This window comes from Novacetimonas hansenii JCM 7643 (genome assembly GCF_000964405.1).
Taxonomy (GTDB): Bacteria; Pseudomonadota; Alphaproteobacteria; order Acetobacterales; family Acetobacteraceae; genus Novacetimonas; species Novacetimonas hansenii.
This window is the reverse complement of record NZ_BANE01000208.1, coordinates 1-11,746: the sequence shown is the minus strand read 5'-3', so window position 1 is coordinate 11,746 and position 11,746 is coordinate 1. Positions and strand designations below refer to the sequence as shown.

The window sequence follows — 11,746 nt, the reverse complement described above, 5'->3', positions numbered from 1 at the left end:
GCGCTCTACAAACGCGTCCTCCATTTCATAGCTCCAGATCTGTACACGGCTGGGGATGCGCAATCGGCCAAAACGTTCTGCGACATTTTCGCTGACAATGCCCTGATCCTTGGCGCGGGCCAGCAGGATCTGCAACAGCGACAGAATCTGGTTGGCCTTGCGCGGGGTGCCCAGCATGCGCTTCTTGATCGCCATGATTTCCTGTCGGGTAATCGCCCTGGCCGCGATGTCGCCCCAATCATCGCGCATGCGGTCGAGATACCCGCGATACAGTCGCCGGGTGCTGGCGCGCAGGCGGCTCTGCGCTTCTTCGTCGGCCAGGTAATCCACGATCAGGGCGCTAATGGATCCGGGCACAATGCCCGCCTCGGTCAATGGGTCCTGAAAGTTCAGGCGCTCAAGGGCCGCCTCACGCGTATGACCAAGGAATTTCTTGGTCGCACGATCATAGAAATATTCAATTACCGAACCGTCGTGACGTTTCTTGCGCACGATGTTCAGTCCGGTTCTGCGGAAGCGTGGCATTCATTCTCTCCACTAGAGATGGCGTCGTGACCAGGCGTTCCGCAGGAACGGGGGCGCCGGTTGCAGCCGGTGCCCCCACCCCGATCCCGGAAGCGCGGTCGGCATATAGGTCGAGCAGCATGCGGTCCCACGTTAACCGTCCTCCTCGACCACCGCGGGGCCGGGCAGGGGGCCACCACCCCTGTTTCACCTCGTCATCAAAGGTCGAGGCGCTTACCCCAAGATAGAACGCCGCCAGTTTTTTGGTCAGGTAGCGCGGCCAGAATGGAAGTCGGTCAGGCATCATCATGGGGGGCCGTCCATGCCATTGATCCACGCGCCAGCCCGACCCTGCGCCCGTCGCGCATCACGGTGCTGCCCCTGAACGCGATCCGGCATGGACTGCCGTCCTCTTTGACAAGCCCGATGAACTGACCATTTCCGGTGCCGAGGATCTCGACGTCGTAGATTTCTTTGCCGAATTGCATGTCCCGGAAAATATCAGGTGCAATGCGTCGAGGTTCTGTCATGGCGCTTTCCTCATGGCAGGCACCCGACGAATAACAGCACCAACACACCCCAGATCACCGAAAACAGCAGGGTATAGGCCGCAACCTCCTCGGCCGTTGGCAGGCGGTCGCGCAGGCGTTCGGCCTGCCGTCCTGACAGCGGCATCATGGCGTGGCCTCCTGCGGGTGGGGAGGCGTGGCGATTGCTCATGACCGCACCTTCCCTTCATTACGACGCGCCCAATTCTGGGCCTCGATTTCCGGGCCATCAGCGCGAAAGGTGGTCATGACCAGCGTTTCCAGATCACGCATGCGGGCGTCGGCCTGCCGGGCGTGGGCACGCGCAGTGCCATGCTGTCCCGCCGCGCGGTAATCCTTGACCGTCAGGAAAAACGTGCGGAACTGGGAATGCAGGTTAAGTGCGGCGATCTGTAATGAGTCCGGTAGGCGCTTCACCAGATCGGTCGCGGGTGTGGGGGTAAAATCATGGGTCATGCTGCCGGCCCTTCATTCCCGGCGAAGCGGACGATGGCGCGCCGGTGTGCAATGCGGGACAGTTCGGCTTCCTCCTCTGCCATCAGTCGCGAAAGATTCAGCATGGCCCTACGCAGGGCGAGGCGTTCGGACATCAGCAGAACGGTCCCGTCGCCATGTTGAGGGATCGCCTTACTTAATGCGTCCTCTGCCGCTTGGCGGCGCAGGACGATGTCCTGCACGGCGTCCAGGCGCGGGCGGGGTGCGAAGGAACCGATGGGAATGATGACGATATCTGACATGGAAAACCTCCATCACATGATGTGATGGAGGATTGTTGGACAAACCAACACTTCCGGTCAAGAGATAAGTTGGGTTTGCCAACGCTTTTAATGCGTCTATGTATCGTGGTCTTAATGGGCCGTTATCTCAATATTTCGAACGATGCTTTTATTGAGATCATAGGTGCAGATAACAGTCGAGTGGACCATCGCACCATACCCATTCTGAAATTGAGCGTTCGACTCAACCAATGTAATTAAGCCTGTTTTTGGAGCATCCTGCCCCATTTGGAACGAACCGAATGGGCCACCGGACCAAAATCCCGGCCATTGTGGGGTTCCATATTGCGCAGAGTCTTCAGCTTTTATTTTACAATCGGCCTTGGCTTTATATATATTGTTGTAATTATTTACTAAATCCTGATTGTCTTTGCATGAATGGAAATCATCTGCACATTTTGCAGAAGTGGCATTGCTTCTGGTCTCGTCTTTTGGAATTTCAGAATCTGGAAATATCTCGGTAGGCACAGTGCTGCTGTCTGTATTATTCTCTTCGCTTCCTTCGTCTCCAAACGGCTTAGGAAGGTTAAGTATATGCTCATGAGCGTAAAAAATCAGACCATCAATAGCAGGCGAAGTGCCCGCCAAGGATATTGTATTTTCAGAATCACTGATTTTTACAAGAGCAGTTCTGGATGATGTAAATCCATGAACAAACGCCATCATTTTGTCTGCGGTTATGATTGCTCCAAAAACTGGTGCGGGTGTTGGTGATTGTAGATAATTAAGAGGTATTGAAAAATCTCCGGCTTGGAAAATTCCATCCAGTCCAAAAGACTGTTTCGGGAATATTTTTAGATAAAGAGATTTTCTGTCCGGAGAAGGATAAATCTGTATTTTTAAGTCATTTTGTTCTGATGTAATGCAAAGGGCTTTTTCATTAACCAAAACATCACTCCAGTCGCCTGCATGTTCGATAACCCGCTCAGAAGACGCAGCCAATGACTCTACGAATGGCATCAATAAAGTGGCACTGAAAACAAATCCTGCGAGATTTCTTGATATTTTATTCATAACTACAATACCTTAATATATATATTTCAATATCAAATATGTTTTATTTACTTAATATTGTTCCTATTATGTTCTTTCCGTGAGATGTTGGACGCATGCTGAATGCACCTTGAACAGGCACCTATGTATTTTATGCGGCGTCAATATGGATCATACTTCTAAGCAATCCCAGCCACGACCGGCGCTGGTCCTCATCCATTCTGCGCCAGAGCGCAAGCAAGAGAGCCTCCTCACCATTCTGCGCGACATTATCGGGATGTTGGACCGCGGGCATCTCGCCCGAGGCAAGGTAATCGACGGAAACAGAGTAATAGGTGGCAAGCGCAAGTAACGTTTCTCTACCTGGGCGATCATGACCACGCTCATACCCAGATAATGTGCTGCGTGAGATACCAACGGCGTCAGCGACCTCTTGTGCAGAGACTTTCCTGCCAAGCTTTTCAGCTAAGGCGCGGCGCAAGGCGGTCAGTCGAGAGGCGATAGATGGGTTCATGACTTGATCATGGCTAAATTTCCAACATGATGTGTTGGGTCTCCCAAACAAAATGCTTGATCGGGATATGTTGGATATGCCAACTATCTTCTATGAACACGCGTGAGATCATCCGCCGCGCAGGCGGCCCCCTGAAAGTGGCGAAAGCTGTCGGGCGTCACCACGCCACCGTCATCGGCTGGCGGCGCGTACCTGCGGAACACGTTCGGACGGTCTCGCGCATGTGTGGCATCCCTTCTCATATCATCCGTCCCGACGTGTTCGGTGCGGGCGCAGCCGATGAACGAGGTGCGGCATGACTGATCAATCCCCTCTTCGGACCCAGTTGATTGCAGGCATTGAGAAAGCCCGCGTTCGCGCCGTCCAGGCGCGCACGCTGCTGGATGCTGTCGATGAGTTCAAATCCCGCATGCGGCGACAGTTGGCGGAATATGCGCGACTGGAGACCGAAGCGCTTCAGATGCTTGGCGCCGTAGACCCTGACAAAGCTGCGGAAATCCGTGACGCGCCGATTGGTAACGCCGAGCGGCAGCGGACCCGTAGCGCAGTTGCTGATCTGGGGGATGTCTTGTTCAGCATCCAATCGGTTCGATTGGCCATTTATGAGGCCGAATGCGACTCAGCACCTCCTACTCCGCCTGTCTTGGGTGCCCCCGCAAAATAGTCGCCAACTCGTCCGCCAATCCATTTTCGGATTCATTCAATGATGCACCCGATCCCTCCAGTTCAGAAATCAGTGCTTTGCGGGCATCAGGCGGCAGGTCCGTCCGGATTGTCCGGCATATTCTGTACAGTACATCCTGTACTGCATTTATCTGCTGATCGACGCGAGCAAGGCGCTGCTCCAGCTTTTTCTGATCATCGGACATCCGAGTCCTCCATGTGTGGTGTTGCAACAACCATGGTGGGCCAAGCGGGTCAGTTGGGCAATCGACTGGTTCGTAAGGGCGGTTATGCGGCAGGTGCGGCATGAACCGCGCGGTTGTTCCTTACATTTCTGTTCAGTCCTGCGCCTGTTGTTCCGGTCGTGGCTGGCTGCGTTCGACCTGGACGGGCGGTGACCTGCTGTCGCGGCGTACTGTGCCAGTGCTTGCCATCTGCATGTTGTGCGATGGGGCGGGTATGGCGCGGTATTCATCGGTGAATACCTGATGCCCGCGCCGTTGGATTGGAATATTGAACGGGCCCGGATTGCGCCGTTGCTCCATTTGGGGATGGGGCGCGCGGAAATGGCGACCGAACTGGGGATTACGGTACAGGCCATGGCCTGGCAGCTGCATCGCCTGGGTTTGACGCGGGTGCGTCATTGTACCGTTCGGGATGGTTCGGAAAACCATAATTCGGAAACCCGTGTCGTCAACAATATCCCCGTCCAGCGGGCGATGCCGCCTGAACTGACACCCGTAGGAAACTGACATGGCCAATGTGATCGCGACCCTTGCAGAAGAATACCTGCAGGCGTCGTTCCGTGGCGTGCCATTCGTGGTGGTTGGCAGCGGCGGCAGCAACGGGCGCAATTTCCAGATCCATCGTTATCCGTTCCGTGACCAGGTCTGGCCCGAGGATCTGGGACGCGCCCCGCGCGCCTACCGGATCCGGGGTTTCCTGATCGGGCCGGAATGCCTGGTGCAACGTGACCTGCTGGTCACGGCTGCGGAAACGCAGGGGGCGGGCACGCTGATCCATCCCACGGTCGGCGCGATACAGGCGGCGCTGACGCGGTTCGACTGGTACGAACGCGACGGGGTGATGGGCATTGTCGATATCGAGATGGAGCTGGTGGAGTCGGTCAACTGGCTCGGCTCCACCATCACACTCGCGCTTGATGCCGCGATCGGGCTGGCGGCCGCGACGTTCGGGCGCGCATCGGCATCCGATTACACGTCCGACACGCTGGCGCCCTATGCCTATGGCGCATCGGTGCTGGGGGCCGGGCGCGCCGTCGCCACCAGTTGGGGCGCGGGCGCGGTTGCGGCCATCCGTTCTCCGGCGGCGGTCGTGGGGGCCATGGGGCCGCTGCCGGGGAACCTCGGCCGTTACGTGGGCGGCAACGGCGCAACCATTGACCCGGCCGCAACGGAATCCAGCCTGCTCGACAACCTCACCGCGAACCGGCAGGTCGTCAGCGCGAATGTCGCGGCGCTGGCGGATGCGACGGATGCCGGCATGCTGGCAACGGCCATCCTTGCGGTGCCGGAATCGGTGCGCATGTCGGTGGCGGATCCGGCGGGGCAGATCGCGGTCCTGGCCCCGCTGGCCGCATATGGCGCATCGGTGGTGGTATCCGACGCCCCGATCGGCGGGGCAATCGCAACGGCACAGGCCGCGACTGCAACGCTGTGCCGGCAGGCCGCCCTGCTGTCGCTCGCCAATGCCTGTGCGGACTGGCAACCCTCATCCGCCAACGATGCGCAGGTGATGCGGCTGCGCATCGGCACGCTTCTTGATGACGCGGCCACGGCGGCGGCTGACGCGGGCAGCGACGCCACGTTCCAGGCGCTGCGGTCGCTGCGCGCACAGGTGTTGCAGGACCTGGCCAACCGGGGGGCGCGCCTGCCGGATGTGATTACGGTTACCCGCAACGCCCCGCTGCCTGCGCTGGTGCTGGCACAGCAGCTTTATGCCAACGGCGCGCGCGCGCCCGACCTGATCCGCCGCGCCAACCCCATCCACCCGGCATTCATGCCCACCAGTTTCGAGGCCCTTTCGTCATGAGTGGTACGCTGAGCGCAATATCCGATTTCCTCGGCTGGGATAACGCGCCGTCCGACCAGGTCTCGATCATCGTGACCGGTGGCGGCACATCGCGCCAGATCACGAACTGGACGTCCGCCGTGCTGCGGCTGGGGGTCGAAATCATGCCCTGGACGGCGGCGCTCGGCATGACCGCCGCCCGCGCATCCGCTGCCGGGGCCGATACAATAAATCCCGGCGACACCTGTCAGGTCTATATCGGGTCCGATCTGGTGTTCACCGGCTATGTCATCACGGTGATCGAGGACCTTGGGCCGGAAGATCACCTGATCGAGGTGCAGATCGCCTCGAAAAGTGTCGATCTGGTGGAATGTGCTGCGGAGTTCACGACGTTCCAGATGAACAGTACCAACGTGCTGGCGATCGCCCGGGCTGTGGCCCGCCGCGTTAACATTGACGTGATTTCCGTCAATGACGCAGGCAATACCGACATCCTCGCGTTCTCCATCATCATGACGGAAACCGCGTACGAGGTGATCGAACGCCTGTGTCGGCTGGCCGGTGTCCTGTTCTATGACCAGCCTGACGGCAATATCTGCATGTCCGGTGTGGGCACGCGCCGCGCCGCCAGCGGGTTTACCGTGGGACGGAACATCGAACGCGCCCAAATCGTACGCAGCCTTGGCGGCCGGTATTCCAGTGTCATCGCCATAAACCAGAATACCGTCTCCCTGTTCACCGACCCGAACGTGAATGCGCTGGAAAGCCAGATGTCCGCCCTGACCGTGGGCATCGAGGCCACAGACCCCGGTGTGCCACGCAGGCGCACCATGTTCATTCCGGTCGAAAATGGGGACGAGAACAATAAAGTCTGTCAGCAGCGTGCGCAGTGGGAGGTCAACCGCCGGTATGGGCGTGCCTATCCCATCACGCTGACGACCGACAGTTGGCGTGATGCATCTGGACAGCTCTGGCTTCCCAACACGCGCGTTCCTGTTACGGGGCGCAATGGCACCGGGTCAGATATGCTGATTGGGGAATTGACCCTGCGCCAGACGGTCGAGGACGGCACCCATGCCGATGTCGTCCTTATGCCACCGTCGGCATTCTCGCCAGAACCGCTGCTCAATCCGGTGCTGGCGGACAGGTTCATCCAGGCGCTGAATAGTGCGCAGGCCGACGTGGACCATTCCATTCAGACCGAGGACCTGCCGCCGCTGGACGGAACCGCCCAATGACCGTCCCCCTGATGCGCACGGCGCGCCGCGTGATGATGGTATTCGGGATCGGGCGACAGACGGCGGACACGAACGAAACGCCCGCCACCCCCACCGTGCAGGTGGTTCTGTCAGGTCAGGAACTGCGTTCGGACGTGCCGGTCATGCAGGAATACGGGCTGGCCAGCCGCCCGGTTCCCGGATCTGACCTGGTCGTCGCATTCATGGGCGGCGACCGCACGCGCGGCGTCGTCATCGCCACGGGGGACCAGCGCGGCAGGCCGAAGGACCTGCAACCGGGCGACGTCTGCCTGTTTCACCCGTCCACCGGCAGCCGGATCTGGCTGAAGGCGGACGGGTCGATTGCAATCGTGCCTGCCAACGGAAAAACCGCAGCCACGGGTGACCTGACGGTCAGCGGCACCATCACCAGCAATGAGGTCGTGGCGCAGGGCGTGAAATTGACCGACCACGCCCATTCGAATGGCAATGATGGCGCGGACACCGGACCACCTGTCTAAGGGTCAGGACAGGCGCAGCAGGCTGGCGATGGAAATATCCTCGTCCACGTCGGGCCAATGGATGCCTTTGCCGCGTCCGATAAAGCGCCAGTGCGCGCGCTGTTCCGGCGATGCATCGCGCAGGCGCGGGAACCATTCCAGCGGAACGGACAGTTCACGCCCATCCGCCATGACGACATGAAGAATACTGCCATCCATCCGCACATCGGTGGCGGTCGGATCAAACCTAGCTGCCAAAATGGGCATTCCATGCCTCCCTGAACGCATCTCTATGTTCAATAACCAGCATCCGTAGCTTGGTCAGTTCATGCGACCTGAACCCGTCATTCATCGCCAGGGCAACAGGTTCCAGCCAGTATTTTGCAACATTCTCTCCCGATTCAACATGGATATGGGGCGGTTCGTTTCCCTCCATGCTGTAGAAAAAGAACCGGTATCCACCGATACGAAGAACTGTCGGCATTCACGATGCCCTTCCCATTACCCGCCCTGGTGCCTCTCGCATATCGAGCATGATGGGGCCTGCGTCGATCCCCTTCCGAATACACGATAGCACGCCGGGCGGCCCCGTCGCGAGTCAACGCATCCCACTCCCAAGGAAAAACAATGGACATCGCCATCACATGGAACGTCCGCGCGGCGCGCGGCGACTGGCCTGTCGTGTCCAGCGATCTGGCCCTCGACAACCCCCTGAAATCTGCGGTCATGGTCTCGCTTTTCACAGATCGCGTCGCCCCGCAGCAACCGTCGTCCGACGACATGGCGGCGGGCATCGCATCGCCGTCCGGGCCGATCGGTGCGGCCTCGGCCGACCGGCGCGGCTGGTGGGGCGATGCGTTCACGGACCTGCCGATCGGATCACGCCTGTGGCAGTTGCAACGCGCGGTCAAGGTCGGCACGCGGGCCATCCCGCGTGAAATCGAGGACATCTGCCGCGAGGCCCTGCAATGGCTGGTGACCGACGGCGTGGCCACGTCCGTCACCGTCTCCGCCTGGTGGAGCGCCAGCGTGCGCACCATGGCTGAATTCAGCATCACCATCACCGAACCGGGCAACAGCAGCCCGCAGGTTTTCAAATTCTCATGGGCCTGGGAGGGCCTGACCTGAATGGCCTATCCGCGTCCAACCCTGTCGCAACTGCGCCAGCAGGCCCTGCAGGACGTTATCAGTGGCGGCATCCCCGGTGTTACGGCCGTCCTGCGCTTTTCCGTGCTGTATGTGCTGTCCATGGTCCTCGCCGGGCTGGCATGGCTGCAATACGGCTATATCGACTGGGTGTCTTTGCAATCCGTGCCGTGGACCGCAACGGGCGAATTCCTGGTGGGATGGGGCGTGCTGAAGGGCGTTTATCCCAAGGGCGCCACGGCGGCGTCGGGCACCGCCACGTTTCCTGCCACCGGCACGGCCATCATCCCGGCCGGGACCGCACTGATCCTGCTGGGCGGTACGACCGCGACGGCCTCGGCCGACAGCGTGACGGCTGGCGGCGTTACAACCGTCAACTGGACCGCCGGAAGCACAGGCACCGCCGGCAACGTCGCGGCGGGTGCCACTGTGACCCTGTCCAGCCCGGTCGCGGGCATCCAGACCACCGGTATGGTCACGGCGATTACACAGAACGGCACGGACGTCGAGGACGATTCCGATTACCGCACCCGGGTAATCGACGCCTATCAGGCGCAGGGGCAGGACGGGAAAAAACAGGATTACGTTGATTGGGCCGTGGCCGTGTCGGGCGTCACCCGCGCGTGGTGCCTGCCGGGCGGCATGGGGGACGGGACGGTCATCGTGTTTTTCATGATGGACACAGCCAATGCGGCCGCCGGCGGGTTTCCTGCCGGCACGGACGGCTGCGCCACGGGGGATGGGCGATACACAACCGCCACGGGGGATCAGTTGACGGTTGCCAACGCCATCCTGCCTGATCAGCCTGTCACGGCGCTGGTCATCGCTGCGGCCCCGGTCGCGCAGCCCACGGATTTCACGATCACGGATCTGGGCACCGGCAATACGACCGCGAACCAGGCCGCGATCACCACCGCCCTGACGGACATGTTCCGCCGCCTGTCGTCCCCCGGCGGCACGATCAGCCCGAACAACTGGGAGGAGGCGCTATCGGCGCTCGACCTCGACACGTTCGAGGTCGCATCCCCCACCGGTCCCGTCACGGGTGCCACCGCCAGCGCCATGCCGACGCTTGGCGCCATCACATTCTCGGCCTGATCCATGACCGCACCGATCTACAGCGTCGCGGATTTCCGCACGGCACTCCTCAACATGCTGCCGCGTGGCCGGATCTGGTCGCGCGATCCCGATGCGATGCCCTGGCGGCTGGCCGAGGTCTGGGCACCCACGTTCCAGCGTGCGGCACAGGCGGCAGGCAACCTGATCGCGGATGCGTTTCCGGGTTCCACGGTGACCCTGCTGCCGGAATGGGAGGCCACGCTGGGCCTGCCGGACCCTTGCGCGGGGGAGGGGGCAACCATCGAATTGCGCCGCAACCAGGTGGTGGCGCGCCTGACCGATAATGGCGGCGCGTCGGTTCCCTATTTCATCCAGTTCGCGGCGGCGTTGGGCTACGCGATCACGATCACCCAGTTCGCGCCAGCCCGGTTTGGTATGGCCCGGTTCGGCACCCGCTATTACGGCGCGCCGTGGGCCTATGTCTGGCAGGTCAACGCCCCGGCCGTAACCGTCAGTTCCGCCCGGTTCGGCGCGGCACAGTTCGGCGACCGTTACCGCACATGGGGCAACCTCGTCCTGGAGTGCGAGATCAAGGCTCGCGCGCCCGCCCATACCACAGTCCTGTTCAATTATTCAGGTGAGAGATAATGTACAGATTAGCAAACGGCACACAGGTTGCCACACTTCCTGCCCCTGCGGCCGACAGCGGGACACCCGGTTACGCGACATGGGGTGTCGTCGGTGGTCAGGACCCCAGCATCATTGACCCGGATATGTTCAATATCCATCAGGAAGAACTGATTTCGATCGTGACCGCTGGGGGGATCACGCCCGACAAAACCAACAACGCGCAGGTGCTCGCCGCATTGCGGGTGCTGTTTGCCCCGCTCTCCGCGCTGACGCTGGCGTCCTCGCCGCTCTCTCCGGTCAGTGCCTCGACCACGGTTGTGGTGCCTGCCGGCGTGACACGGGTTTACCTGGAGGGCACCGGATCAGGCGGCGGGGGCGCAGGATGCGCAGCCACGACGACGAGCGAGACCTATTCCGGTTCAGGTGGGTCCGGCGGATGCCATATGCGTGGCGTTTACGCCGTCACAGCGGGCGACAGCCTGGCATTTACGATCGGATCTGGCGGACCGGGGAATCTGGGGCCGGGATCAGGTTACGCGGGGGGCGATACGTCGTGCGTGAACGGCGCGGGGAAACGGCTACAATATCTGCCGGGTGGAAACCCGGGTGTGAAAAATTCGAATCTCAGCACCGCTGGCGGCAATGGGACGACGGGTGTGTCTGACGTCACCGGCACATTCCTGTCGGCGATTGGCAATGACGGGTCGGACGGGCAGGCGGGGACGGCGATGTTAACCGGGAACGGCGGCGCGGGTCCGTATGGCGGTGCCGGACGCGCAGGATTGCACGGCGGGTTTTCCGGCGGTGGTGCCGGGGCGGGCGGTGGCGGTGCGTACGATTCGGGGCTGACCGGCGCAAACTACGCAGGCGGCAACGGCGCAGGGGGCGCATTCCTCTTCAAATGGCTGCCGTAACGCATGCGTATCATAATAGCACGGATCGGTTCGGGCGGGGCGTGGGCCATTCCACCGCGCGCGATCCACATAATGCGGCCGGGTGATGTGCGGATGCACAGGATTGGCGGCGGCGATGGGGGCCGTGGATCGGGGATCGCCTGCAAAATCAAACTTAACAGCACCGGCGCATTTCATGGCCGTGATGGGGAACATTCATGACAACCACAACAGTGCAGACCTATGCCGTTTACCTGACGGCCGCGACCAGC

The 11,746-nt window shown here is 60.8% G+C and carries 20 protein-coding genes; 7 read left to right on the top strand and 13 right to left on the bottom strand.

What is annotated here, in order from left to right; translation table 11 throughout:
* From B7G66_RS13110 to B7G66_RS17485, 11 genes are all read right to left on the bottom strand, one after another.
* The coding region (locus B7G66_RS13110) for a hypothetical protein (protein ID WP_200146828.1) at window positions 1-492 on the bottom strand (492 nt) is incomplete at its 3' end.
* Complete coding sequence (locus B7G66_RS17500; protein WP_139312933.1) at window positions 458-814, bottom strand: DNA-binding protein; 357 nt, start codon at window positions 812-814, stop codon at window positions 458-460. The genes B7G66_RS13110 and B7G66_RS17500, both read right to left, overlap by 35 nt.
* Window positions 801-1,034 (bottom strand): hypothetical protein, encoded by a 234-nt coding sequence (locus tag B7G66_RS13105; RefSeq protein ID WP_003620689.1) that lies wholly within the window; start codon window positions 1,032-1,034, stop codon window positions 801-803. Before B7G66_RS13105 ends, B7G66_RS17500 begins: the two co-directional genes overlap by 14 nt.
* A 10-nt stretch (window positions 1,035-1,044) precedes the next feature.
* A complete protein-coding gene (locus B7G66_RS13100) occupies window positions 1,045-1,224 on the bottom strand; it encodes a hypothetical protein (RefSeq protein ID WP_048859267.1) in 180 nt (59 codons plus the stop codon).
* Complete coding sequence (locus B7G66_RS13095; RefSeq protein WP_003620685.1) at window positions 1,221-1,508, bottom strand: hypothetical protein; 288 nt, start codon at window positions 1,506-1,508, stop codon at window positions 1,221-1,223. Before B7G66_RS13095 ends, B7G66_RS13100 begins: the two co-directional genes overlap by 4 nt.
* On the bottom strand, window positions 1,505-1,789 hold the full coding sequence (locus B7G66_RS13090; protein WP_003620682.1) for a hypothetical protein: 285 nt from the start codon (window positions 1,787-1,789) through the stop codon (window positions 1,505-1,507). Before B7G66_RS13090 ends, B7G66_RS13095 begins: the two co-directional genes overlap by 4 nt.
* A 111-nt stretch (window positions 1,790-1,900) precedes the next feature.
* On the bottom strand, window positions 1,901-2,842 hold the full coding sequence (locus B7G66_RS17495; RefSeq protein WP_141313100.1) for a hypothetical protein: 942 nt from the start codon (window positions 2,840-2,842) through the stop codon (window positions 1,901-1,903).
* A 130-nt stretch (window positions 2,843-2,972) separates the two neighbouring features.
* On the bottom strand, window positions 2,973-3,335 hold the full coding sequence (locus B7G66_RS13080; RefSeq protein WP_003620677.1) for a helix-turn-helix domain-containing protein: 363 nt from the start codon (window positions 3,333-3,335) through the stop codon (window positions 2,973-2,975).
* 238 nt (window positions 3,336-3,573) lie between these two features.
* On the bottom strand, window positions 3,574-3,918 hold the full coding sequence (locus B7G66_RS19145; protein ID WP_155116154.1) for a hypothetical protein: 345 nt from the start codon (window positions 3,916-3,918) through the stop codon (window positions 3,574-3,576).
* 46 nt (window positions 3,919-3,964) lie between these two features.
* Window positions 3,965-4,204 carry a hypothetical protein gene (locus B7G66_RS17490; RefSeq protein WP_141313098.1) on the bottom strand — a complete coding sequence of 80 codons (240 nt, stop codon included), beginning with the start codon at window positions 4,202-4,204 and terminating at the stop codon, window positions 3,965-3,967.
* Window positions 4,205-4,336: 132 nt separating this feature from the next.
* Window positions 4,337-4,615 carry a hypothetical protein gene (locus B7G66_RS17485; RefSeq protein ID WP_148424799.1) on the bottom strand — a complete coding sequence of 93 codons (279 nt, stop codon included), beginning with the start codon at window positions 4,613-4,615 and terminating at the stop codon, window positions 4,337-4,339.
* Between the two features lie 136 nt (window positions 4,616-4,751).
* On the opposite strand from B7G66_RS17485, the gene B7G66_RS13060 reads away from it, so the two are divergent.
* From B7G66_RS13060 to B7G66_RS13050, 3 genes are read left to right on the top strand one after another with little or no spacing between them, the layout of a single operon-like run.
* Window positions 4,752-6,050, top strand: coding sequence for a DNA circularization protein (locus tag B7G66_RS13060; protein WP_003620670.1), 1,299 nt, complete (start codon window positions 4,752-4,754; stop codon window positions 6,048-6,050).
* A complete protein-coding gene (locus B7G66_RS13055) occupies window positions 6,047-7,267 on the top strand; it encodes a phage baseplate assembly protein (RefSeq protein WP_003620669.1) in 1,221 nt (406 codons plus the stop codon). The genes B7G66_RS13060 and B7G66_RS13055 overlap by 4 nt, the downstream gene beginning before the upstream one ends.
* Window positions 7,264-7,767: a phage baseplate assembly protein domain-containing protein gene (locus tag B7G66_RS13050; RefSeq protein ID WP_003620667.1), complete on the top strand. Its 504-nt coding sequence runs from the start codon at window positions 7,264-7,266 to the stop codon at window positions 7,765-7,767. The genes B7G66_RS13055 and B7G66_RS13050 overlap by 4 nt, the downstream gene beginning before the upstream one ends.
* A gap of 3 nt (window positions 7,768-7,770) precedes the next feature.
* On the opposite strand, the gene B7G66_RS13045 is transcribed toward B7G66_RS13050, so the two are convergent.
* Complete coding sequence (locus B7G66_RS13045) at window positions 7,771-8,013, bottom strand: DUF2442 domain-containing protein (protein WP_003620666.1); 243 nt, start codon at window positions 8,011-8,013, stop codon at window positions 7,771-7,773.
* Window positions 7,994-8,230 carry a DUF4160 domain-containing protein gene (locus B7G66_RS13040; RefSeq protein ID WP_003620665.1) on the bottom strand — a complete coding sequence of 79 codons (237 nt, stop codon included), beginning with the start codon at window positions 8,228-8,230 and terminating at the stop codon, window positions 7,994-7,996. Before B7G66_RS13040 ends, B7G66_RS13045 begins: the two co-directional genes overlap by 20 nt.
* Before the next feature lie 143 nt (window positions 8,231-8,373).
* Here B7G66_RS13040 and B7G66_RS13035 point away from each other — a divergent pair, with 143 nt between their 5' ends.
* From B7G66_RS13035 to B7G66_RS17920, 4 genes are read left to right on the top strand one after another with little or no spacing between them, the layout of a single operon-like run.
* Window positions 8,374-8,874: a phage GP46 family protein gene (locus tag B7G66_RS13035; RefSeq protein WP_003620664.1), complete on the top strand. Its 501-nt coding sequence runs from the start codon at window positions 8,374-8,376 to the stop codon at window positions 8,872-8,874.
* Entirely contained in the window at window positions 8,875-9,990 is a 1,116-nt protein-coding gene (locus B7G66_RS13030) for a baseplate J/gp47 family protein (protein WP_003620663.1), read from the top strand. It begins immediately after the preceding gene.
* A gap of 3 nt (window positions 9,991-9,993) precedes the next feature.
* Complete coding sequence (locus B7G66_RS13025) at window positions 9,994-10,599, top strand: YmfQ family protein (RefSeq protein ID WP_003620662.1); 606 nt, start codon at window positions 9,994-9,996, stop codon at window positions 10,597-10,599.
* Window positions 10,599-11,495 (top strand): hypothetical protein, encoded by an 897-nt coding sequence (locus B7G66_RS17920; protein WP_003620660.1) that lies wholly within the window; start codon window positions 10,599-10,601, stop codon window positions 11,493-11,495. Before B7G66_RS13025 ends, B7G66_RS17920 begins: the two co-directional genes overlap by 1 nt.
* Window positions 11,496-11,746 lie beyond the last annotated feature (251 nt).

Bases quoted from the DNA above. Each gene is read 5' to 3' on its own strand.
- B7G66_RS17500 (WP_139312933.1), bottom strand. From the start codon at position 814: ATGATGATGCCTGACCGACTTCCATTCTGGCCGCGCTACCTGACCAAA.
- B7G66_RS13105 (WP_003620689.1), bottom strand. From the start codon at position 1,034: ATGACAGAACCTCGACGCATTGCACCTGATATTTTCCGGGACATGCAA.
- B7G66_RS13100 (WP_048859267.1), bottom strand. From the start codon at position 1,224: ATGAGCAATCGCCACGCCTCCCCACCCGCAGGAGGCCACGCCATGATG.
- B7G66_RS13095 (WP_003620685.1), bottom strand. From the start codon at position 1,508: ATGACCCATGATTTTACCCCCACACCCGCGACCGATCTGGTGAAGCGC.
- B7G66_RS13090 (WP_003620682.1), bottom strand. From the start codon at position 1,789: ATGTCAGATATCGTCATCATTCCCATCGGTTCCTTCGCACCCCGCCCG.
- B7G66_RS17495 (WP_141313100.1), bottom strand. From the start codon at position 2,842: ATGAATAAAATATCAAGAAATCTCGCAGGATTTGTTTTCAGTGCCACT.
- B7G66_RS13080 (WP_003620677.1), bottom strand. From the start codon at position 3,335: ATGAACCCATCTATCGCCTCTCGACTGACCGCCTTGCGCCGCGCCTTA.
- B7G66_RS17490 (WP_141313098.1), bottom strand. From the start codon at position 4,204: ATGTCCGATGATCAGAAAAAGCTGGAGCAGCGCCTTGCTCGCGTCGAT.
- B7G66_RS17485 (WP_148424799.1), bottom strand. From the start codon at position 4,615: ATGCAGCTGCCAGGCCATGGCCTGTACCGTAATCCCCAGTTCGGTCGC.
- B7G66_RS13060 (WP_003620670.1), top strand. From the start codon at position 4,752: ATGGCCAATGTGATCGCGACCCTTGCAGAAGAATACCTGCAGGCGTCG.
- B7G66_RS13055 (WP_003620669.1), top strand. From the start codon at position 6,047: ATGAGTGGTACGCTGAGCGCAATATCCGATTTCCTCGGCTGGGATAAC.
- B7G66_RS13050 (WP_003620667.1), top strand. From the start codon at position 7,264: ATGACCGTCCCCCTGATGCGCACGGCGCGCCGCGTGATGATGGTATTC.
- B7G66_RS13045 (WP_003620666.1), bottom strand. From the start codon at position 8,013: ATGCCCATTTTGGCAGCTAGGTTTGATCCGACCGCCACCGATGTGCGG.
- B7G66_RS13040 (WP_003620665.1), bottom strand. From the start codon at position 8,230: ATGCCGACAGTTCTTCGTATCGGTGGATACCGGTTCTTTTTCTACAGC.
- B7G66_RS13035 (WP_003620664.1), top strand. From the start codon at position 8,374: ATGGACATCGCCATCACATGGAACGTCCGCGCGGCGCGCGGCGACTGG.
- B7G66_RS13030 (WP_003620663.1), top strand. From the start codon at position 8,875: ATGGCCTATCCGCGTCCAACCCTGTCGCAACTGCGCCAGCAGGCCCTG.
- B7G66_RS13025 (WP_003620662.1), top strand. From the start codon at position 9,994: ATGACCGCACCGATCTACAGCGTCGCGGATTTCCGCACGGCACTCCTC.
- B7G66_RS17920 (WP_003620660.1), top strand. From the start codon at position 10,599: ATGTACAGATTAGCAAACGGCACACAGGTTGCCACACTTCCTGCCCCT.